16 protein-coding genes and 2 pseudogenes are annotated in these 20,810 nt (G+C 72.4%); 12 read left to right on the top strand and 6 right to left on the bottom strand.

The features are described from left to right. The first annotated feature begins 38 nt into the window (after nt 1–38). Nucleotides 39–722, top strand: coding sequence for an alpha/beta fold hydrolase (locus LNW71_RS03445; protein WP_250966861.1), 684 nt, complete (start codon nt 39–41; stop codon nt 720–722). A gap of 95 nt (nt 723–817) precedes the next feature. On the opposite strand, the gene LNW71_RS03440 is transcribed toward LNW71_RS03445, so the two are convergent. Both LNW71_RS03440 and LNW71_RS03435 read right to left on the bottom strand, forming a co-directional pair. Next, nucleotides 818–1,423 carry a TIGR03086 family metal-binding protein gene (locus LNW71_RS03440; RefSeq protein ID WP_250966860.1) on the bottom strand — a complete coding sequence of 202 codons (606 nt, stop codon included), beginning with the start codon at nt 1,421–1,423 and terminating at the stop codon, nt 818–820. Nucleotides 1,424–1,597: 174 nt separating this feature from the next. After that, a complete protein-coding gene (locus LNW71_RS03435) occupies nt 1,598–2,659 on the bottom strand; it encodes an amidohydrolase family protein (RefSeq protein ID WP_250966859.1) in 1,062 nt (353 codons plus the stop codon). Between the two features lie 204 nt (nt 2,660–2,863). Here LNW71_RS03435 and LNW71_RS03430 point away from each other — a divergent pair. The 5 genes and pseudogenes from LNW71_RS03430 (at nt 2,864) to LNW71_RS03410 (ending at nt 9,389) form a co-directional block, all read left to right on the top strand. Next, nucleotides 2,864–3,839: pseudogene (locus LNW71_RS03430) on the top strand (fibronectin type III domain-containing protein). 88 nt (nt 3,840–3,927) lie between these two features. Next, nucleotides 3,928–5,280, top strand: a complete 1,353-nt coding sequence (locus LNW71_RS03425) for a M20/M25/M40 family metallo-hydrolase (protein ID WP_250966858.1) — start codon at nt 3,928–3,930, stop codon at nt 5,278–5,280. Further along, a pseudogene (locus tag LNW71_RS03420) lies at nt 5,277–6,805 on the top strand (YfcC family protein). Before LNW71_RS03425 ends, LNW71_RS03420 begins: the two are co-directional and overlap by 4 nt. Nucleotides 6,806–7,262: 457 nt before the next feature. Then, entirely contained in the window at nt 7,263–8,471 is a 1,209-nt protein-coding gene (locus LNW71_RS03415) for a JmjC domain-containing protein (RefSeq protein ID WP_250966857.1), read from the top strand. 18 nt (nt 8,472–8,489) lie between these two features. Continuing rightward, nucleotides 8,490–9,389, top strand: coding sequence for a sucrase ferredoxin (locus LNW71_RS03410; RefSeq protein ID WP_250966856.1), 900 nt, complete (start codon nt 8,490–8,492; stop codon nt 9,387–9,389). 140 nt (nt 9,390–9,529) lie between these two features. Here LNW71_RS03410 and aceB read toward each other — a convergent pair whose 3' ends face one another. Further along, nucleotides 9,530–11,149, bottom strand: a complete 1,620-nt coding sequence (gene aceB, locus LNW71_RS03405; protein ID WP_250966855.1) for a malate synthase A — start codon at nt 11,147–11,149, stop codon at nt 9,530–9,532. A 234-nt stretch (nt 11,150–11,383) separates the two neighbouring features. After that, nucleotides 11,384–12,007, bottom strand: coding sequence for a nucleotidyltransferase family protein (locus LNW71_RS03400; protein WP_250966854.1), 624 nt, complete (start codon nt 12,005–12,007; stop codon nt 11,384–11,386). Between the two features lie 217 nt (nt 12,008–12,224). Between LNW71_RS03400 and LNW71_RS03395 the strand changes: the two genes are divergently transcribed. Next, nucleotides 12,225–12,527 (top strand): DUF5955 family protein, encoded by a 303-nt coding sequence (locus LNW71_RS03395; protein ID WP_250966853.1) that lies wholly within the window; start codon nt 12,225–12,227, stop codon nt 12,525–12,527. Between the two features lie 63 nt (nt 12,528–12,590). Here the strand turns inward: LNW71_RS03395 and LNW71_RS03390 are convergent, their stop codons facing one another. Continuing rightward, a complete protein-coding gene (locus LNW71_RS03390) occupies nt 12,591–13,223 on the bottom strand; it encodes a response regulator transcription factor (protein WP_250966852.1) in 633 nt (210 codons plus the stop codon). Then, on the bottom strand, nt 13,220–14,449 hold the full coding sequence (locus LNW71_RS03385) for a sensor histidine kinase (RefSeq protein WP_250966851.1): 1,230 nt from the start codon (nt 14,447–14,449) through the stop codon (nt 13,220–13,222). The genes LNW71_RS03390 and LNW71_RS03385 overlap by 4 nt, the downstream gene beginning before the upstream one ends. A gap of 110 nt (nt 14,450–14,559) precedes the next feature. On the opposite strand from LNW71_RS03385, the gene LNW71_RS03380 reads away from it, so the two are divergent. The 5 genes from LNW71_RS03380 (at nt 14,560) to LNW71_RS03360 (ending at nt 20,800) form a co-directional block, all read left to right on the top strand. Next, complete coding sequence (locus LNW71_RS03380; protein ID WP_250966850.1) at nt 14,560–15,645, top strand: ABC transporter permease; 1,086 nt, start codon at nt 14,560–14,562, stop codon at nt 15,643–15,645. Beyond that, on the top strand, nt 15,642–16,322 hold the full coding sequence (locus tag LNW71_RS03375; RefSeq protein ID WP_250966849.1) for an ABC transporter ATP-binding protein: 681 nt from the start codon (nt 15,642–15,644) through the stop codon (nt 16,320–16,322). Before LNW71_RS03380 ends, LNW71_RS03375 begins: the two co-directional genes overlap by 4 nt. A gap of 455 nt (nt 16,323–16,777) precedes the next feature. Continuing rightward, nucleotides 16,778–17,761: an ABC transporter permease gene (locus LNW71_RS03370; protein WP_250966848.1), complete on the top strand. Its 984-nt coding sequence runs from the start codon at nt 16,778–16,780 to the stop codon at nt 17,759–17,761. A 52-nt stretch (nt 17,762–17,813) separates the two neighbouring features. Next, nucleotides 17,814–18,716, top strand: coding sequence for an ABC transporter permease (locus LNW71_RS03365; protein WP_250971887.1), 903 nt, complete (start codon nt 17,814–17,816; stop codon nt 18,714–18,716). Continuing rightward, a complete protein-coding gene (locus tag LNW71_RS03360) occupies nt 18,713–20,800 on the top strand; it encodes an ABC transporter ATP-binding protein (protein ID WP_250966847.1) in 2,088 nt (695 codons plus the stop codon). The genes LNW71_RS03365 and LNW71_RS03360 overlap by 4 nt, the downstream gene beginning before the upstream one ends. Nucleotides 20,801–20,810 lie beyond the last annotated feature (10 nt).

Below are 20,810 nucleotides of genomic sequence, written 5' to 3'. Positions count from 1 at the left end.
GGAGTGATCTTCGCTCATTCGGCTGTAGCGTCAGGGGTATGGATGATCAGTCTGTTGTGGATGTCGGCGATGTGCGTCTGGCGTACCGGACCTGGGGCGACCCGTTCGGCTCGCCCGTCGTGCTGCTGCACGGTCTCGCCGATTCCGCTGCCAGCTGGGAGGCGGCCGGGAGTCTGCTCGGCGAGCAGTGGCGGGTGTACGCACTCGACCTGCGCGGCCACGGGGAGAGCGACTGGCCGGACGAGTACGACTTCGAGCTGATGCTCGAGGACCTCTTCGGCTTCCTGGACGAGTGCGAGCTCGACCGCGTCGGCCTGGTGGGCCACGACATGGGCGGCGTCGTCGCCCACCTGTTCGCCCAGCAGCACGCGGACCGGGTGGAGCGGCTGGTGCTGGTGGAGACCCCGCCGCCGTTCCCCGGTGCGGCCGGCCCCGACGTCCGGCCCGACGGGCCGGTGGACTACGACGAGGCCGTGCTCGCGGCCGTACGGAACCAGGTGGACGACCCCGACCCGGCGTGGGAGGAGGGGCTCGGCGAGATCGTCGCTCCGACGCTCATCCTCGCCGGCGGTCCGGCCAGCACGATGCCCCAGGGGCGGCTGCAGGACATGGCCTCGCTGATCCCGGACTGCCATCTGATCACCCTCGGCGGCGGCCACCGGCTGCACCAGGTCCACGCCGACCAGGTCGCCCAGCAGATCACGGAGTTCTTCACCAGCTGATCCGCCGGCTGATCCCGCGGACCACCACCTGGTCCCGCGGACCGTCGGCCGGCCGGCCGGCTCCGCCGGAGCCGTTGTCCGCGGGATTCGGCCGATCAGTCGCCCGGCTGCCAGTCGGGGCGCCGGCCGCTCCGGGCGACCGCCCGGTCCAGCAGCGGCGCCCGGTCCGGCACCGGGACGGGCGGGCCGAACGGCGAGGTGGCCGGCGGGTTGTCGCCCAGGTCGGCCAGCAGGGCCAGCGTGGAGTGCAGGTGCGGCTCCTCGGCCCGGAACGGCTGCCCGGTCGACCGCGCGAGGTCCCAGCCGTGCAGCACCAGCTCGTTCAGCGCGACCATCCCCGCCACCTCACCTGGCAGGTCCACGCTGCCCGCCTGCGTCATGCCCTGCCAGGCGTCGGGGGAGCGCCAGGCAGCCACCATCTCGTCGAGCGACCGGGGCAGGGTGCTGCGCCAGTCCGCTTCGAGCACCATGTCCGCCACCTCGGGAGCCGTGCCCGTCGTCGGCCCGATCTCCTTGTGCGCGGCGTCGCGGAAGGCCACGGCGAGTCCGCCGAGGTGCGCGAGCAGGGCGCCCACCGTGACGCCCGGACAGGGGGTCGGGGCGGACAGGGACGTGTCGTCGACGCCGTCCAGCAAGCCGGCGATCTGCTTGGCCGCGGGTTCCAGATCCTGCAGGGGAGCGGTGCTCGTCTCGGTATCCATACTGTGCAGACTGCCTGCGAGCCCCGGACTCATCGGTCGGGCGCGCCGCGCGTTCCCGCGACGCGGAGTGCGGCGACCGGCGGGCGACCGGCGACAGCCCCGCGAGGCGGCAGGGCACGCGAGCCCGGCATGACGCGCGAGCCCGGCATGATCCGTGCGAGAGGCCGCGGACCCTCAGCGCACCACGCGCCCCCGCAGGACGATCCGGCTCGGGTGGGCCGCCACCGAAGGGTCGAGGGTCGGGTCGCTGTCGTACGCGACGAGGTCGGCCGGAGCCCCGTCCACGAGGCCGGGCAGCCCCAGCCAGGCCCGCGCCGTCCAGGACGCGGCACCCAGTGCCGCCTCGGCGGACAGCCCGGCCCGGGCCAGCCAGGAGGCCTCGTCCGCCACGGTGCCGCACGGGAACGAGTCGGTGCCGGCGAGCACGGTGACGCCCGACTCGTGGGCGGCCCGCACATTGCTGAACATGGTGTCCCAGCCGGCCAGCCACAGATCGCGGCGCATGCTGGGCTCCCGCGCCCGCATCGCGTCCACGCCCCGGCCGAAGACGGCCAGCGTCGGCACGAACGCCGTGCCCTGAGCGGCCATCCGGTCCAGCAGCGCCGGATCCAGGTGCATCCCGTGCTCCAGGCTGTCGGCGCCCGCCAGCACGGCGTTGCGGCTGCCTTCGGCGGTCTGGCAGTGCACCGCCACCTTGCCGCCGGCCGTGTGAACCGCCGCCACCACCGAGGTGAGCAGCCCGAGCGGCAGCGCGGGTTCGTCCGCGCGCCAGTCACCGACGACCTTGCACCAGCCGGAGGAGGCGGCCGCCTCCTCCACCGCGGCGAGGACGAGCTCGTCCTCGCCGACGTCGCGCCCGAACCCGGGGAAGAACCGGCCGGGTGTGGCCAGCCACCGCCCCGCCGACGTCACCCGCGGCAGCTCGGGGTCCTCGTCCACCCACGCCGGCATCCGCGCGGCCGTTCCCGGCGTGCGCACCGCGAGCACCCCGGCGTCCCGGTGCCGGCCCAGGTGCTGCCGCAACAGCCCCTCGTCGAACGGGCTGTCCGGGCTCTCGGTCCCCGGATGCGTATGCACGTCGACCAGGCCGGGCAGCAGCCAGCCGCCGTCGACGAGGGTCTCGGCGTCCCGGCCCGCGAAACCGCCCGGCGGCGCCCCGGCCCGCAGGACTTCCCCGTCGATCCAGAACGAACGTTCCTCACGCTCCGGGAGCACCACACCTCGTACGCACCGCATCAGCCGACCGTACGTCAGCCCGCCCTGGCGGGACAGGGAAAGGGACAGGGGCAGGGGCAGGAGCAGGGACCGGGGCAGGCGGCCCCGGTCGGGGCGCGGTGCACACCGGCACATTGCGGAACGTTCGGCTCCGTCCTCTTGTCGGCGACCCCCGCACCGTGCGATACAGGTCTGGACCATTGCTGCCGGACGGAAGGCAAGACCGTGCAACGCCCCCACGCACCTGCCGCGTTGGCCTGCTCAGCCGCCCTGCTCGTCGCCGCACTCACCGCCTGCGGCTCCCAGGCCGAGGCCGACACCCGCGGACCCACGACGCCGCAGGGGGTGACGGTGCAGGCGAGCAGCGCCACCTCCGCGCACGTGATGTGGCAGCCCGCGACCGACGACAAGGCCGTCACCGCCTACGAGATCTACCGCAAGGGCAAGAAGGTCAAGTCCGTCCCGGCCGCCAAGGTGATGATCGACGTCGACGGGCTGACCGCCTCGACCGCCTACACCTTCACCGTCCGGGCCCGCGACGCGGCCGGGAACCTCTCCGCGCCCAGCGCCGCCGCGGCCGTCACCACCCCGCCCCGACCCCGGCGGACCACGAGGCCCCCACCCGGCCGGTGAAGCTGCGCGGCAAGGCCGACGGCGGCCGGGCGGCGACCCTGTCCTGGGGCGGCTCGACGGACGACGTCGGCGTCACCTCGTACGACATCTACCAGGAGGACTCGCGCATCCACAGCGTGCCCGGCACGCAGACCACCGCGCGGCTGACGGGGCTGCGCCCCGGCACCGTCTACACCTTCACCGTCCGCGCCCGCGACGCCGCCGACACCTCCTCGAAGGACAGCAACGCCCTCGACCTCACCACCGCCTCCGCCCCCGGTGCGCCCGCCGCTACCGCCCCCACGGACCTGCGGGTCACGAGCAGGGCCCAGGGCAAGGAGTACGCCGTGGACCTCGACTGGAAGCAGCCCGATACCGGCGGGGTGATTCCCGCCTACCAGCTCTACCTGGACGGCCGGCTGACCACCACGATCGTCTGGGGAGGCAAGCCGCCCACCGGGCGGGCGAGCTACCGGCTGACCGTCAGCGACCCGCGAGGCACCCGCTACTCGATGAAGATCCGCGCCAAGCTGCCGGACGGGAAGTGGGGGACTTCTCCGCGCAGCGCACGGTGGTCCTCGGCGGCTGACGCGCCCTCAGGTGCGGGGGCCCGGCCCCTGTGATCCCTTTGGTCCCAGAACCTCAACGACGGTCTCCACGAGGAACGGGGATGGGCGATGGATCTGGGCTCCCGCGTCGACACACTGATGGACGGGCTGACGGCTGACCTGAAGCGGCTCACGGCCATCCCGTCCGTCGCGTTCCCCGGATATCCCGCCGAGCCCGTGCGGCAGGCCCACGACCTTCTCGTGGAGCTGCTGCGGGGTGCGGGCGTCGAGCGGATCGACCGGCTCGACCTGCCCGGCACCGCACCCGTCATCGTCGCCGATGTCCCGCCGCCGGCGCCCGAGGCCCCGACCGTGCTGCTCTACGGCCACTACGACGTGCAGCCACCCGGCGACGAGGACCTGTGGCTCTCGCCGCCCTTCGAACCCACCCCCGTCGAGGGCGGGCTGCGCGCCAGGGGCATCGCCGACGACAAGGCCAACCTGATCGTGCACCTCGGCGTGTTGCGGGCGTACGAGGGCCGGCCGCCGGTCGGCCTCAAGATCGTCCTGGAGGGGCAGGAGGAGTACGGCAGCGCCTTCGACGACTATCCGCCCACCGATCCCGGCCGCTTCGCCTGCGATGCGATGGTCATCGCCGACATGGGGAACCTGAGACCCGGCAGCCCCACTCTCACCACGGGGCTGCGGGGCGCCTCGGAGGTCGTGGTCGAGGTGCGGACCCTGGACGAGCCCCGCCACAGCGGCGAGTTCGGCGGCGCCGCCCCCGACGCCCTGCTCGCCCTGCTCAGGGCGCTGGCCACCCTGCACGACGTGCACGGCGATGTCGCCGTCGAGGGACTGCGCCGCGAGGAGTGGAGCGGCACTACGTACACGGAGGAGGAATTCCGTACCCTCGCCGGGGTCCGCGAGGGCGTGCCGCTGATCGGCACCGGCAGCCTGGGGGAGCGGCTGTGGAGCGGACCCGCCGTCACCGTCGTCGGCATCGACGCCCCGGGCGTCGACCACGCGGCCTCCGCCGTCGTCCCCTACGCCCGGGCCAAGCTGAACCTGCGCTTCCACCCGGAACAGGACCCGCGGCAGGCCCAGGGGCTCCTGATCACCCACTTGGAGTCACTGCGCCCGTTCGGAATCCCGCTCACCGTCACCGCGGGCGACACCGGCCCCGGATTCGAGCCCGCGACCGGTGGCCCCGCCTACCGGGCAGCGCTGACCGCGCTGCGGGAGGGCTGGGGCGCGGAACCCGCGTTCGTGGCCAGTGGCGGCTCGATCCCGCTCGTCAACGGGCTGGCAGCGGCCGTACCCGGCGCCGAGATCCTGCTGTTCGGCGCACAGGACAGCATGTGCAACCTGCACGCCCCCAACGAGCGGGTGCTCTTCTCGGAGCTCCGCTCGGCCGTCATCGCCGAGGCCGCGTTCCTGCGGGAGTACGCGGCGACGCACCGCGCCGGGAGCACCGCATGAGCACGCTGGACACCGGGACCGCACCGCACGACAAGCCGCCCGCCAAGCGGAAGTTCGTCTTCCCCAGCGCCCTGACTGTGCTGGTCGTCGTCACGCTCGCCGTCTGGGCCCTGGCCTTCCTGATCCCGTCCGGCGCGTACGACCGCACCAGGAGCGGCGCGCCGATCCAGGGCACGTACCACCGCGTCCCCTCCGGCCAGAGCTTCGTCGGCCGGCTGAACGACCTCTTCCTCGCCCCGGTCAACGGCCTCTACGGGGTGCAGGACACCAGGACCGGACTGGTCGGCCCGGACATGACCGGCGAGCTGTACGGCAGCGCCGGCGTGTTCCTCTTCGTCATCGCCATCGGCGCCTTCATCACGGTCGTCTTCGCCACCGGGGCACTCGACCTGGGCATCGGCCGCCTCGCCCACCGGCTGCGGGACCGCGGCGCCCTGCTCATCGCAGGCGTGATGCTGGTCTTCTCGCTGCTCGGCACGGTCGAGGGCTTCGCCGAGGAGACCCTCGGCTTCTACGGGCTGATCGTCCCGCTGATGCTCGCGCTCGGCTACGACCGCATGGTCGCCACCGGCACGATCATCCTCGGCGCCGGCATCGGCGTGCTCTGCTCCACGGTCAACCCGTTCGCCACAGGAGTCGCCTCCGCCGCCGCCGACATCTCGCTCGGGGACGGCATCGTGCTGCGCGCGGTGATGTGGGTCGTCCTGACGGCCGTGACGATCGCCTACGTCATCCGGTACGCCAAGCGCGTCCGCCGGGACCCGGGCCGTTCCCTCTCCGGCTTCCTGCCCGGCGACCGCGAACACGCGGCGGCCGACACGGACGAACCCCCGAGCTGACCTCGCTCCACCGCACCGTCCTGGTCCTGGTCGGTCTGACGTTCGCGTTCATGATCTTCTCGGTGGTGCCGTGGTCCAGCGCCCTGACGGGGGACGCCGACGCCACTCCGTACGGCTTCGAGCTGGGCTGGTCCTTCCCGGAGCTGGCCGCGCTCTTCCTGGTCGCGGCCGTCCTCGTCGGCATCGTGGCCCGGTTCGGCGAGCAACGGCTCAGCGCGACGATCGTCCAGGGCGCCGCCGACTTCATCTCGCCCGCCCTGGTCATCGTGCTGGCCCGCGGGGTCACGGTCATCATGAACAACTCCCGGATCACCGACACCGTCCTGCACTCCATCGAGGGCCTGGTGTCCGGCACCTCGTCCGGGGTCTTCGCCGTCGTCGTGTTCGTCGTCAACCTCCCGCTGGCGTTCCTGATCCCGTCCACCTCCGGCCACGCGACCCTGGCGATGCCGATCCTGGCCCCGCTCGCCGACTTCGCGGGCGTCTCGCGCGCGGTCGTCGTCACGGCCTGGCAGGCGGCGAGCGGCTGGACGAACCTGTGGGCGCCGACCACGGCGGTCACGATCGGCGGGGTGGCGCTGGCCAAGGTGGGATACGACAAGTACCTGCGCTTCATCTGGCCGCTGCTCGCCGTCCTGGCCGTGCTGATCTGCGGATTCGTCGCGCTGGGGGCCGTGTGGACATGAGCGGGGGCGCCGCGTGCCCGTCGGCGCGCACCTCTTGTCCCGCCCGGGTGGCCAGGACTCTTATGGACATAAATCCCAAATCGATACTTGTCGCCCATAGCGGTACGCTGGCCGCGGTGTCCAAGAGCGATCACCTGCCGGACACGCGGGCCCAGGACGGTATCCCGGCCCCAGCCACTCGATGCACGGGAGGAACCATGACCAATGCCGAGCAGGACCCGAACCAGCAGGAAGGTCCCGCGGACGGTGGTGCTGCGGGTACGCCGGGGGTTCATGACGGTGGTGCGGACGGTGGGGCCGAGGGTCCCGCGGACGGTGGTGCTGCGGGTACGCCGGGGGTTCATGACGGTGGTGCGGATGGAGGGGCCGAGGGTCCCGCGGACGGTGGTGCTGCGGGTACGCCGGGGGTTCACGACGGTGGCGCGGACGGTGGCGCGAACAAGCCCGGCAACGGTTCTTGAGCGCGTCCCGTACCGAGCTCCAGGACCCCGGTGCCGCGACAGCGGGCCCCGGGGTCCTGGAAACGCGCCTGACCGGCCTGCGCCGGGAGGATTTCGCCCGTGACTTCTGGGCGCACACCGCGCTGCTCACGCGTCGCGCCGGTGACTTCTCCGACCTCTTCTCGGCCGACGCCGTCGACGAACTGGTCTCGCGTCGCGGACTGCGTACGCCCTTCCTCCGGGCGGCGAAGAACGGCTCCACGCTTGCGGAGTCGGCGTTCACCTCGTCGGGGGGAGTGGGCGCCACCATCTCCGACCAGCTCGACGACACCGCTCTGTGGCGCGAGTTCGCCGACGGCGCCACGCTCGTCCTGCAAGCCCTGCAGCGCACCTGGGGCCCGGTCGCGGAGTTCAGCGCCGGACTGAGCACGGAGCTGGGACATCCGGTGCAGGCCAACGCCTACGTGACCCCGCCCCAGAGCCGCGGCTTCGACGACCACTACGACGTCCACGACGTCTTCGTCCTGCAGATCGAGGGCGCAAAGCGCTGGATCGTCCACCGGCCCGTGCACCCCGACCCGCTGCGCGACCAGCCCTGGACCGATCACCGTTCCGCCGTCGCCGAGGCCGCGAAGGGCGAGCCCCACATCGATACCGTGCTCGAACCGGGCGACGTCCTCTACCTGCCGAGGGGATGGCTGCACGCCGCCGAGGCGCAGGGCGAGGTCTCGATCCACCTGACGCTCGGAATCCACAGCTGGACGCGCTACGAACTGGCGGAACAACTCGCCCAGGCCGCTCTGACGGCGCTGCGCGAGGACCCCCGCATGCGCGGCTCGCTGCCCCTGGGCGTGGACGGGCCGGCCGGCGAGATGGACATGGTGCGCGAACACCTCGTCGCGGCAGTCGCCAAGGCCGATACCACCGCGCTGTTCCACCGCGCGCGGCGCGGTCAGGGGCGGCCGGCGCCGCTGGGGCCGCTCGCCCAGCTCGCGGCCGTCGACGGCCTCGGCCCCGCGATGCCGGTCAGGCTCCGGGAGTCGCTGGAAGCCCGCCTGGAGGGCAGCCGTCTGACCACCCGGGTGGGTTGGCTCGACTTCCCGGAGAAGGACCTTCCGTCCCTGACCCGCCTGCTCGACGGTGAGGTCCGCACCGCCGGCGACCTCGGCGTCGGACTGGTCGGGAGACTGCTGCACGCGGGCGTGGTCGTGCCCGCCGCACCGTGACGCCGCCACGGTGACCGAGTGACGGGGACGGAACGCTTCTTCTGCGCCGATGCCGCCCGGGACCGCGGCGACCCGATCGCCGGCACGGCGCCGTACGGCCTGGTCTGGATCCTCATCGAGTACCGGGGCGGATGGCCGGCCAACGGCTTCGACGGCCTCGATCTGCAGCCCGGCGTCAAAGCACTCCTGTTCACCGCCGCCCAGGCGGTGCGGGCCCGGGTGCTCCTGGTCAGGCGGTACGGACGCCGCCGGGACGAGGGGCCGCACCGCTGGGCCGTACTGCGCTACGAGAGCTCCGGCGCCTACCGCCAGCAATGGGGCACGTGGAGCCGTGACGAGGACCTGGCGGAGGTCGCCGGAGCGCTCGGTGCCCCCGGAGAACTCGGCCTGCCTCCCGTCGTCCTCGTCTGCAGCCACGGCCGGCACGACACCTGCTGCTCCGTGCGCGGACGTCCCGTGGCACGCGTCCTGAGCGAGCGCTGGCCGGACCTGGTGTGGGAATGCACGCACGTGGGCGGTGACCGGTTCGCCGCCAACGTCGTCGTCGCGCCCGACGGCGTCTACTACGGGGGTCTCGACGCCGGGTCGTCCGTCGTGGCGGTCGAACAGCATCTGGCCGGGCGCATCCACGCGGAGCATCTGCGCGGGTACACGGATCTCGCCCCGCCCCAGCAGGCGGCCGTCGCCGCTGTGCTCGCACGCTTCGGCCCGGCCGGCCGGCACGACTACCTGGTCGCCGGGACTTCCCGCCTCGGCACCCACTGGCGCATCCGTGTCATCGCCCACCCGCCCCGTCCGGCGGCCTTCGACGTCGAGGTGCGGTCCTACCGCACGCCACCGCACCAACTGACCTGCCATGGGCCTGCCATGAGTTCGGCCCTCGTCCACGAGGTCACGTCGATGATCCGCATCGGCTGAACCCGGCGGCGGCTTCGCCCTCGGTCCTTGGGGCTGGATCGCGCAGGCGGAAGCGACGCCCTCCCGCCTTCGGGTGGATCGCGACACGACTCCGCCCCCGGTGCTGTGCGGTACCGGGGCGGAAGCGTGAGCGAGGGGCGTCAGCGCAGCTGCTCGTACGCGGGCAGCGTCAGGAAGTCCGCGTAGTCCTGGTCCAGGGAGACCTGGAGCAGCAGGTCGTGGGCCTGCTGCCACTTGCCGGCGGTGAAGGCCTCGTCGCCGACCTCGGTGCGGATCGCGACGAGTTCCTCGGCCGCGACCTTGCGGGCCAGGTCCGCCGTGGCGTGCTCGCCGTTCTCGAAGACCACGTCCGCGTTGATCCACTGCCAGATCTGCGAGCGCGAGATCTCGGCGGTGGCCGCGTCCTCCATCAGGTTGAAGATGGCGACCGCGCCCATGCCGCGCAGCCAGGCCTCGATGTAGCGGATGCCGACCGCGACGGCGTTGCGCAGGCCGTCGTAGGTGGGCTTGGCGTGCAGGGTGTCGATGGCGATGAGGTCGCCGGGGGCCACCGAGACGTCCTCGCGCAGCCGCTCCTTCTGGTTCGGCTTCTCGCCGAGGACCGCGTCGAAGGAGGCCATGGCGATCGGGACCAGGTCGGGGTGGGCGACCCAGGAGCCGTCGAAGCCGTCGCCGGCCTCGCGGTCCTTGTCGGCCTTGACCTTCTCGAAGGCGACCTTGTTGACCTCGGCGTCACGGCGGGACGGGATGAAGGCCGCCATCCCGCCGATCGCGTGGGCGCCGCGCTTGTGGCAGGTGCGGACGAGGAGTTCGGTGTACGCCCGCATGAACGGGGCGGTCATCGTCACCGCGTTGCGGTCCGGGAGGACGAACTTGGCGCCGCCGTCACGGAAGTTCTTGACGATGGAGAAGAGGTAGTCCCAGCGGCCCGCGTTCAGCCCGGAGGCGTGGTCGCGGAGTTCGTAGAGGATCTCCTCCATCTCGTACGCGGCGGTGATCGTCTCGATCAGGACCGTGGCGCGGACCGTGCCCTGCGGGATCCCGGTGTAGTCCTGGGCGAAGACGAAGATGTCGTTCCAGAGGCGGGCCTCCAGGTGCGACTCCGTCTTCGGCAGGTAGAAGTACGGACCCTTGCCGAGGTCGATGAGGCGCTGGGCGTTGTGGAAGAAGTAGAGGCCGAAGTCGACCAGCGCGCCGGGCACCGGGGTGCCGTCGAGCTGGAGGTGGCGCTCGTCCAGGTGCCAGCCGCGGGGGCGGGTGACGACGGTGGCGAGCTCGGCGGCGGGCTTCAGGGCGTACGACTTGCCGGACTTCGGGTCCGTGAAGTCGATCGCGCGGTTGTAGGCGTCGATCAGGTTGAGCTGGCCGAGGACGACGTTCTCCCACGTGGGGGCGGACGCGTCCTCGAAGTCGGCGAGCCAGACCTTGGCGCCCGAGTTCAGGGCGTTGATGGTCATCTTGCGGTCGGTCGGACCGGTGATCTCCACCCGGCGGTCGTTCAGCGCGGCCGGGGCCGGTGCGACCTTCCAGGAGTCGTCCGCACGGATCGCCGCCGTCTCCGGCAGGAAGTCCAGCGTGGAGGTGCGGGCGATCTCGGTGCGGCGCTCGCCGCGGCGGGCGAGCAGCTCGTCACGGCGCGGCGTGAACCGGCGGTGCAGCTCGGCCACGAACGCGAGGGCCGCGGGTGTGAGGACCTCGTCCTGCCGGGGCAGGGGCTCGGCATCGACGATGGCCAGCGAGGACGGCGCTGGTGCGGACATGAGCTGTCACTCCTTCAGCGGGCGGTGCGGACGGCGTCTCACGGCCGCCGGGTCGCCTGGAACGGCACGGCGTGCCATGGCTCCGGGATACGGCCGTGGTCGCCGTCTGGGGTGCAGAGGGCTTCTGACCAGTGGATAGTAGTTTCCTCATGGTGGAAGTTCAATGGTTTGTTGATGTCGAGATTCTCCGGGTCGACAGAAAAGGCTCGTTGCTGGCGCAGAGTGCCAGTACGTTCACTCAAGGTGCGACAGATCCTCCGTCGTGTCGATGTCGTACGCCTGAGCGACATCGGAACACTCGACGAGCGTGATCGCATCGCGGTGCGCCCGCAGGTAGGCCCGAGCGCCCTGGTCGCCCACCGCCCCCGCCGCGATGTCTGCCCACAGATCCGCCCCGAACAACACCGGATGGCCGCGTTCCCCCTCGTACGAGGCCGCGGCGAGGCTCGTCCGGGAGCGGTACGCCGCGCGCACCCGGGCCACCGCCCGCGCACCGATGCCGGGCTGGTCGACCAGCAGGACGAGCGCCGCGTCCGCCCCCGAGGCGGCGACGGCGTCCAGCCCCGCCCGCAGTGAAGAGCCCATGCCCTCGGTCCACTCGGGATTGACGGTCACCGAGCAGCCGGACAGCTCGGCCCTGGCCCGCACCTCGTCGGCCGCCGCGCCGAGCACCACATGGACCGGGCCGCAGCCGCCGTCCCGCAGGGTGCGTACCGCATGGTCGGCGAGGAGGCTGCCGCGGTGTTCCAGCAGCGCCTTCGGACGGCCACCGAGCCGGCGTCCGCCGCCCGCGGCGAGAAGGAGCCCCGCGACGACCGCAGGGGTGGACGGGGAAGGGGAAAGCGGTGTGCTTGTCATTCCGACTGGATACCTCAGACGGGCGGCCCCCGCACGGGTGGACCCGCCCGTAACCGCTTGTCACCGTGCGGGACACACCGAGTTCCGTCCTCGGAGTGGCGCACGACACCTCTCATGGCGTTAACTTGCCCGCACCCCCGGACACTTGACCACGGTCCGGGAACTGGTCGAAACACCGGCACAACGGCGTGCGAGGGGGAGTGCTTTGTTGAAAAGCGTGGGGCAGGCTCGGGTGACCAGCAGTGGCGAGGATCCGAGGGTGACGGAGTTGCGTACGGCCGTCTCCCGGCTCCGCCGCGAGCTGGCCGGACATCCCGCGGAGTTCCCGGACCGTGCGATCGCCGAGGACGAGCTGGCGGCGCTGGACGCGATGGCGATCACCGGCGTGCCCGAGATTCCCCGGCTCCGCCGGTCGCTGCTGCTGATCGCGGGGGCGATCGGTTCGGTCAGCGCCCTGGCGGCGGCGCTCAGGGACGTCCGGGTCGCCGTGGATCTCTTCGGTGAGCCGCCGCGGCGCTGAGCAGCCGGAGCGGGGCGGGCAAGCGGCGGACGGGCGCGCAGGACGTCGGGGGGCGGCGGCGGTTCATCGCCGGATGAGCCTGCGGGCCGTCGCCGCCGCGACCGCCGACGTACGCGAGTCGACGCCCAGCTTGGCGTAGATGTGCACCAGATGGGACTTCACCGTCGCCTGGCTGAGGAACAGTTCCTTGCTGATCCGCAGGTTGGACAGCCCCTCGCCCACCAGTCGCAGGACCTCCAGCTCGCGCTTGGTCAGCGCCTCGGCGGGGGTCCGCATGCGGTCCATCAGCCGGTGCGCGACGGCCGGGGCGAGGGCGGAGCGGCCGGCCGCCGCCGTGCGTACCGCGGCCGCCAGCTCCTCCGGCGGGGCGTCTTTCAGCAGGTATCCGGCGGCACCCGCCTCGACCGCCGCCAGGATGTCGGCGTCCGAGTCGTACGTGGTCAGGATCAGGACCCGGGGCGCGTCCGGCGCCGCGGTGATCGCGGCGGTGGCCTCCGAGCCGTGCAGACCCGGGCCGAACTGCAGGTCCATCAGTACGACGTCGAACCCGCCGGCCGCGGCCAGGGCGACGGCCCGCTCGGCGGTGGCGGCCTCGGCGACCACCCGGAAGTCCGGCTCGGTGTCCAGGACGGCCCGCAGCCCCGCCCGGACCACCGGGTGGTCGTCGGCAAGCAGCAGCCTGATCGCAGGGGTCATGCGCAGTCCTGTCCGGTCCGGCCGACAGCGATCGGCAGGGGCAGTGTGAGGGCGAGGGCGGTGCCCTCGCCGGGCGCCGACTCGACGCTGAGGGTGCCGCCCAGGGAGCGGGCCCGGGACCGCATGGCGGGCAGACCGAAGCCACCGGTGTCGGCGCCGGGGCCCGGGGTGGTGTCCGGCGCGTCCGGCCTGCCGCCCGGTGCGAACCCCTGGCCGTCGTCGACCACGTCCAGCGACACCGAGGTGTCCATGAAGCTCAGGGTGATCTCCGCCCGCCGCGCCCCGGCGTGCCGCACGGTGTTGGCCAGCGCCGACTGGGCGGTGCGCAGCAGCGCCACCTCGTAAGGGGTGGGCAGCTCCACCGCGGCCCCGCTGACGGCGAACCGCACCGTCAGCGAGGAGTCCGTGGTGCGGGCCGAGAGCCGTTCCAGGGCGGCCGCCAGCGACCCGGTCGCGAGATCGGGCGGGGTCAGGGCGCGTACGAAGCGGCGGGCCTCGGCGAGATTGTCCTGGGCGGCCTCCCGGGCCCGGCGGACATGGGGCGTGGCGGGGGCGCCCGCGGGCAGGGTGCGTTCGGCTGCGCGCAGCAGCAGCTGAATGCTGGACAGGCCCTGCGCAAGGGTGTCGTGGATCTCGCGGGCCAGCCGTTCGCGTTCGGCGAGTGTCCCCGCGGTGCGTTCCGCCGAGGCCAGCTCGGCCCGGGTCGAGACGAGTTCCTCGATGAGCGCGCGGCGCCGCTCGCTCTCCCGGAACAGCGCGTCGTATCCCAGCACTGTCGCGACGGCGACCGCCGCGCCGAGCAGCGGGCCGATGAAGGCACCGGGTGTGACAGCCTGCCCGTGCAGCAGGAAACCGGTGATGGCGGCGGCCGCGGTCACCAGGACGGCAGGCAGGCTCCCGCGCGTCGGCAGCAGGTGCAGTTGCAGGAAGTAGAGCGGGAAGGCCACCCACAGCGCGTCCGCCGAGAGTGCCAGCAGCACCAGCCAGAGCGCCCCCAGCGCGGCGAGCCAGAGCGCCCCCGCCAGGGTCCGGGGCTGCACGACAGGGGCCAGGGCGCCCGCCCCGTACACCGCCGCCAGCACGCAGGAGACCGCGACGACGGCCCCGGCGTGCGGGCCTTCGCCGCTCACCGCCTTGACGGCGGTCAGCGCCAGCAGCCCCAGCAGGAGGGCGTGCAGACACAGCCGCAGTGCGGCGGCGACCGGGGGGTGGACACGCGTTTCCATGATTCGTCCAGCGTAGGCGCGGGGTGCGCGGGGCCGGTCAATCGAAAGGTTGATGTCGGGACCGGCCGACGGGCGATGTTTCTCCGGTCGCCCGGACCGAGGCTGGAGCCATGTTCGTCGCATGGAGAGACCTTCGGTTCGCCAAGGGCCGGTTCGCCCTCATGGGCTCGGTCGTGGTGCTGATCACGCTGCTCGTGGGTCTGCTGTCCGGCCTCACGGCCGGACTGGCCCGGGAGAACACCTCGGCCGTCACGGGGCTGAACGCCGACCACCTGGCGTTCGCCGCCCCGCCCGACGGCCGGCCGCTGTCCTTCGGTGACTCGGCCGTCGGCGAGACCGCCTGGCGGAGCTGGGCCGGGCAGCCCGGTGTCGACAGGGCGCAGCCGCTCGGCATCCGCACACTGAACGCCGCCTCGATGGCGGGGGAGCGCACGGCGGCCGTCTCGGCGTTCGGCGTCGAGCCGGCCGGCGGCCTGGCGCCCTCCGGTGCCCGGGTGGGGCCGGGAAAGGTGGTGCTCTCCGGGCAGGCCGCCGACGAACTGTCCGCCCGGCCGGGTGACCGGCTGCGGCTCGGCGGTGGCGAGGTCACCGTCACGGCGGTCGCGGGCGATGCCTCGTACAGCCACACGCCGGTGGTGTGGACCGCGCTGTCGGACTGGCAGCGGTTCGGGGGCGACGGCGCCGCCGCGCACGCCACCGTCATCGCCCTGACCACCACCGAAGGCGCCGACCTGGCGGCCGGTGACCGGGCGGCCGGCACCAGCACGCGCACGCTCGACGGCTCGCTCACCGCGATCGGCTCCTACCGGGCGGAGAACGGATCGCTCCAGCTGATGCGCGGTTTCCTCTTCATCATCTCCGCCCTGGTCATCGGCGCCTTCTTCACCGTCTGGACGATCCAGCGCAGCGGCGACGTCGCCGTCCTCAAGGCACTCGGTGCCTCCACGCGCTCTCTGCTCCGGGACGCACTCGGGCAGGCCGTGGTGATGCTCGCCGTCGGCACGGGTGCGGGCACCGCGCTCGCCGCCGGCATCGGCGCGCTGGTCAGCGGCGGGGCCGTGCCCTTCGTCCTCCAGGTGTCGACCGTCCTGGTCCCGGCCGCCGTCATGGTCGCCCTCGGCGCCGTCGGGGCGGCCCTGTCCATCCGGCGGATCACCGCCGTCGACCCGCTCACCGCACTCGGGAGTGCCCGATGACCCTCACGCTCACCGACGTCACGCTCACCTACCCCGACGGCGACGGGCGGCTCACCGCCCTGGACCGGGTCGCACTCGACGTGCCCGCGGGAACTCTCACCGCCGTCGTCGGGCCCTCCGGCTCCGGGAAGTCCAGCCTGCTGGCCGTGGCCGCCACGCTGGTCACCCCGGACGAGGGCGCGGTCGTCATCGCCGGTACGCGGACCGCGGGGCTCAGCCGCGCGGACAAGGCGGCGCTGCGCCGCGAGCGGATCGGCATCGTCTTCCAGCAGCCCAACCTCCTGCCCTCCCTGACCGCCGTCGAACAGCTCCAGGTCATGAGGCACCTGTCGGGCGGCGACACCCGGGGCGCGCGGAACAGGGCGCTGGAGCTGCTCGAAGCGGTCGGTCTCGCGGACAAAGCCGAGCGCAGGCCGCACCAGCTCTCGGGCGGCCAGCGCCAGCGGATCAACATCGCGCGGGCCCTGATGAACAACCCGGCGGTCCTGCTCGTCGACGAGCCGACCAGTGCCCTGGACCACGAACGGGGTGCGGCGGTGCTGGACCTCCTCGTCACGCTGACCCGGCAGCGGTCCACGGCGACCGTCCTGGTCACCCACGACCGGACCCAGCTGGACCGGACGGACATGACGGTCACGATGCAGGACGGCCGGCTGACCGCCCCGGCCCGGATCTGAGCGGGCGAGCGCAAGCTGACGGCCCCGATCTGAGCCGGCGAGCGCAAGCTGACGGCCCGGCCCCGATCTGAGCCGCAAGGACCGGCTGACCGCCCCGGCCCGGATCTGAGCGAGCAGGCGCAGGCCCCCGGACCGCGGGCGGACTCCTCCTCGCACACGGGAACCTTCGCCGGGGAATTCAGCCCCGGTTCAGCGGCATGTGATCTCGTTGCGTGGCGGCACGGCCGGCAAGGTGCAAGTCCTGATGTGTCAGGACTGTTTGCTACGGCGGTATTTCGGCGTTGTGGCAGGACCGGCCAAGATCTGGTGCCCGCGCCGGGGTGCGGACCAGACTGACGCTCGCACGTCTGTGCTTACGTTCCGTCCCCCCAGAAAGCTCCGCGGCGCATGCATACGTCCCCCAGATCCGGCGCCCGCGAGGCGCACCTCTTGCGTGCCGTGGGGAGGCGCCGCGCGTGGTCCGCTATGTGACGCGCAAGGCGACGGGCTGGCTGCTGATGATCGTGGTCGCGACCAACGCGACCTACTTCCTGTCCAGTTGGTTCCTGGACCCGCGGTCGAACTTCAAGGAGCTGCGGCCGGTCCGGAGCGACGCCCAGATCGGCCGGGCCCTCGCGCCCTACAACCTGGACCCGCAGGTGCCGGTGGTGCAGCGGTGGTGGGACTGGCTCACCTCGGTGGTCGTCCACTTCGACTGGGGGAAGTCCCCCACCGGCGTCTCCGTCAACGGGGAGATCGGCTACCGCTCGCTCGTCAGCGCGGAGTTGGTCGTGATCGCGACGATTCTCTCCGTGGTCATCGGCGTCACGCTCGGGGTCTACACGGCGTCCCGCCAGTACGGCTGGGCTGACCGGGTGTCACAGGCCGTCTCCATCGCGGTGTTCAACATTCCGACGTCCGTCGCCGCGCTCGCGGTGGTCTTCGTGGCCATCTGGCTGAACCAGCACGCCGGGCTGCATTTCCTCTACGTCGCCGGGGAGAACTCGCCGAACGTGGAAGGGCTGCTCCCCACGGTCGGCGACCGCTTCCTGCACCTGATCCTGCCGACCCTGACCCTGACCCTGATGGGCTACGTCGGCTATCACCTCACGCAGCGTTCGCTCCTGCTGGACATGATCAACGCCGACTTCGTGCGCACCGCCCAGGCCACCGGGCTCACCCGGGCCCAGGCGATCCGCAGACACGCCCTGCGGACCGCGCTCATACCGACGGCGACGTCCGTGGCCTTCAGCATCCCGGCCATCTTCACCGGGGCGATCATCACGGAGACGATCTTCGGCTGGAACGGCATGGGCCGCTACTTCATCCAGACCATCAGCAAGAACGACGTGCACGGCACGGTCGCGACGGCCGCCTTCGCCGCCGCCCTCACGGCGATCGGCGCGATCCTCGCGGACATCGCCACGGTCTTCCTCGACCCGAGAGTGAGAGTGAGCTGACGTGGCCACAGAGGTGACCACCGGTGCCCCGGCCCGTGCGAACGCGGACCAGGTGCCACAAGCGGCGCTCCCCCCGCAGAGCTACGGGCGCGACCTCGGTCTCGGCCGGCTCTATCTGAGGCGCTTCCTGCGCAACCGCCTCGCCGTCGTCGGTGTGGTGATCTTCGTACTGCTGGTGCTGTTCAGCGCGTTCGGCGGTCTGTTCACGTCCTACGCGTACTCCGACGCGGACTTCGCCGCGCTCACCCAGCCGCCGAGCGCCGTCCACTGGTTCGGCACCAACCAGGGCGGCAACGACATCTACGCCTGCGCGGTGCACGGCCTCCAGCGCTCCCTGGCGATCGCAGTGAGCGTCTCCGTGCTGACCGTCGTCGTCGCCGCGGTCATCGGCTCCAGCGCCGCGTACTTCGGCGGCCGGGTCGAGAAGGCGACGCTCGCCGTCATCCACTTCCTGCTGATCGTCCCCTCCTTCCTCATCCTCGCCCTGGTCTCCAACCGCCTCGCCGGCGACTGGCGGGTCCTCATCGTCGTGCTGACGGTGTTCGGCTGGATGTCCACCGCGCGGGTCATCTGGTCCGTCTCGACCTCACTGCGTGAACGGGACTACGTGACGGCGGCGGAGTTCATGGGTGTCAGCCCGCTGCGCATCATCCTGCGCCACATCATCCCCAACCTCGGCTCGCTGCTGATCGTCAACCTGACGCTCGGTGTCGTGGCGACCGTACTCAGCGAGACCGCCCTGTCCTTCCTCGGATTCGGCGTGCAGACGCCGGACGTCTCCCTCGGCACGATGCTCGCGGACGGTGCGAGCACCGTCACGAGCGCTCCCTGGCTCTTCGCCTTCCCCGCAGGTCTGGTCGTCCTGCTCACCGTGTCGATGACCTTCGTCGGTGACGGACTTCGCGACGCCCTGGACCCCACATCCGTGACCGGCGCGGCAGGAGGCCGACGATGACAGCCGCGACGGCACTCTCCAAGGCCGCACGGCCCGGTGACACCACCGAGCCCGTGCTCTCCGTGCGGGACCTGCGGATCTCCTTCCCCTCCGAGTCCGGCCCGGTCGAGGCGGTGCGCGGCGTCGGCTTCGACCTCCTTCCGGGCCGGACCCTCGGCATCGTCGGCGAGTCCGGCTCGGGCAAGTCGGCCACCGCCATGGGCATCATGGGCCTGCTGCCGCCCTCCGCCGACCTGAGCGGCCAGGTGCTGCTCGGCGGCCGGGACCTGATCGGCCTCGGCGACAAGGCACTGTCCGAAGTGCGGGGCAACGCCATCGGCATGGTCTTCCAGGACCCGCTGTCCGCCCTCACGCCGATCTTCTCCGTGGGCCGCCTGCTCTCCGACACCCTGCGGATCCACCAGGACCTGACGAAGCGGGCAGCCTGGGAACAGGCCGTCGAGCTGCTCGACCTCGTCGGCATCCCCGACCCACGGGGCCGGGCCCGGTCCTTCCCGCACGAGTTCTCCGGCGGCATGCGACAGCGCGTCGTCATCGCCATGGCGATCGCCAACAAGCCGTCCGTCCTCGTCGCGGACGAGCCCACCACCGCGCTCGACGTCACCGTGCAGGCCCAGATCCTCGACGTCCTGCGGCTGGCGCAGAAGGAGACCGGCGCCGGCCTCGTCCTCATCACCCACGACCTCGGGGTCGTCGCAGGCCACGCGGACGACATCGCCGTCATGTACGCCGGCCGGTTCGTGGAACGGGCCGGCGTCGACGAGCTGTTCCGCCGGCCGGTCATGCCGTACACCGCGCGGCTCCTCGCCGCCGTGCCGACCGTGGACAGCGGGGTGCACCGGCCCCTCCTCCCGATCGGCGGGGAGCCGCCCGCCCTGGTGGGCCTGCCGGCCGGCTGCCCCTTCGCGAGCCGCTGCGCGGTCGCTCTCGACGAGTGCCGCACCGACGAACCCGCACTGCGCGAGGTCACCGGGCACGGGGACGTGGCCTGCCTGCGCGCCGAAGAGATCGCCGACGGCTCGCTGGATCCCGCGGGGGACACCGCACGCGCCGCTCAGGAGACCCGCCCCGACCGCGTGGCGGCGGGTGAGGTGGTGCTCCGCGTCGAGGGCCTCGTCAAGACCTTCCCGGTCACCAAGGGCGCCGTTCTCAAGCGCCGGGTCGGGACGCTGCACGCCGTGAACCGGGTGAGCTTCGAGCTGCGCGCCGGGGAGACCCTGGGGCTGGTGGGCGAGTCGGGCAGCGGCAAGACCACGACCCTGTTGGAGATCCTCCGGCTCAGGCAGCCCGAGGGCGGCCGGATCGAGATCGCCGGCACCGATGTCGGCGCGGCCGGTTCCGCCGCTCGGGTAAGGGAGTTGAGGCGGGACGTACAGATCGTCATGCAGGACCCGCTGGGCGCCCTGGACCCGCGGCTGCCCGTCTTCCAGCTGCTGGCCGAACCCCTGCAGGCCATCGGGCGGGACCGGGCGTCGATCCGCTCCCGGATCGGCGAACTGCTGGCGCTGGTCGGGCTGGACACCGCGGTGAGCGACCGCTTCCCGGCCGCCCTCTCCGGCGGCCAGCGCCAACGGGTGGGCATCGCGCGGGCCCTGGCGACCGAGCCGAAACTGCTCGTCCTGGACGAGCCGCTCTCGGCCCTGGACGTCTCGGTGCAGGCCGGGGTGATCAACCTCCTTGCGCGGCTCAAGCGCGAACTCGGCCTCGCCTATCTCGTGGTCGCCCACGACCTGGCGGTGGTCCGGTACATCTCCGACCGCATCGCGGTGATGTACCTGGGGCACATCGTCGAGACCGGGGACACCGAGACGATCTTCTCCGATCCGAAGCATCCGTACACCCGGGCGCTGCTGTCGGCGATCCCGGTGCCCGACCCGCCGCTGGAACGCACCCGTGAGCGCGTCGTGCTGGAGGGCGAGCAGCCGAGCGCCGACCGGGTCCCGGCGGGCTGTGTCTTCGTCGACCGCTGTCCGCTCTACCGCCTCGCCGGCGAGGACGTGCGTCAGCGCTGTCGCACGGAACGCCCCGCGCCGACGCAGGTGGCGGGGCATCCCGGCCACCGGTACGCCTGTCACGCCGTCTGAGGCCGGCCGG

Source organism: Streptomyces sp. RKAG290 (assembly GCF_023701695.1).
Taxonomy (GTDB): Bacteria; Actinomycetota; Actinomycetes; order Streptomycetales; family Streptomycetaceae; genus Streptomyces.
The sequence above is the reverse complement of the archived record's forward strand: the minus strand, read 5'-3'. Positions and strand labels throughout refer to the sequence as shown.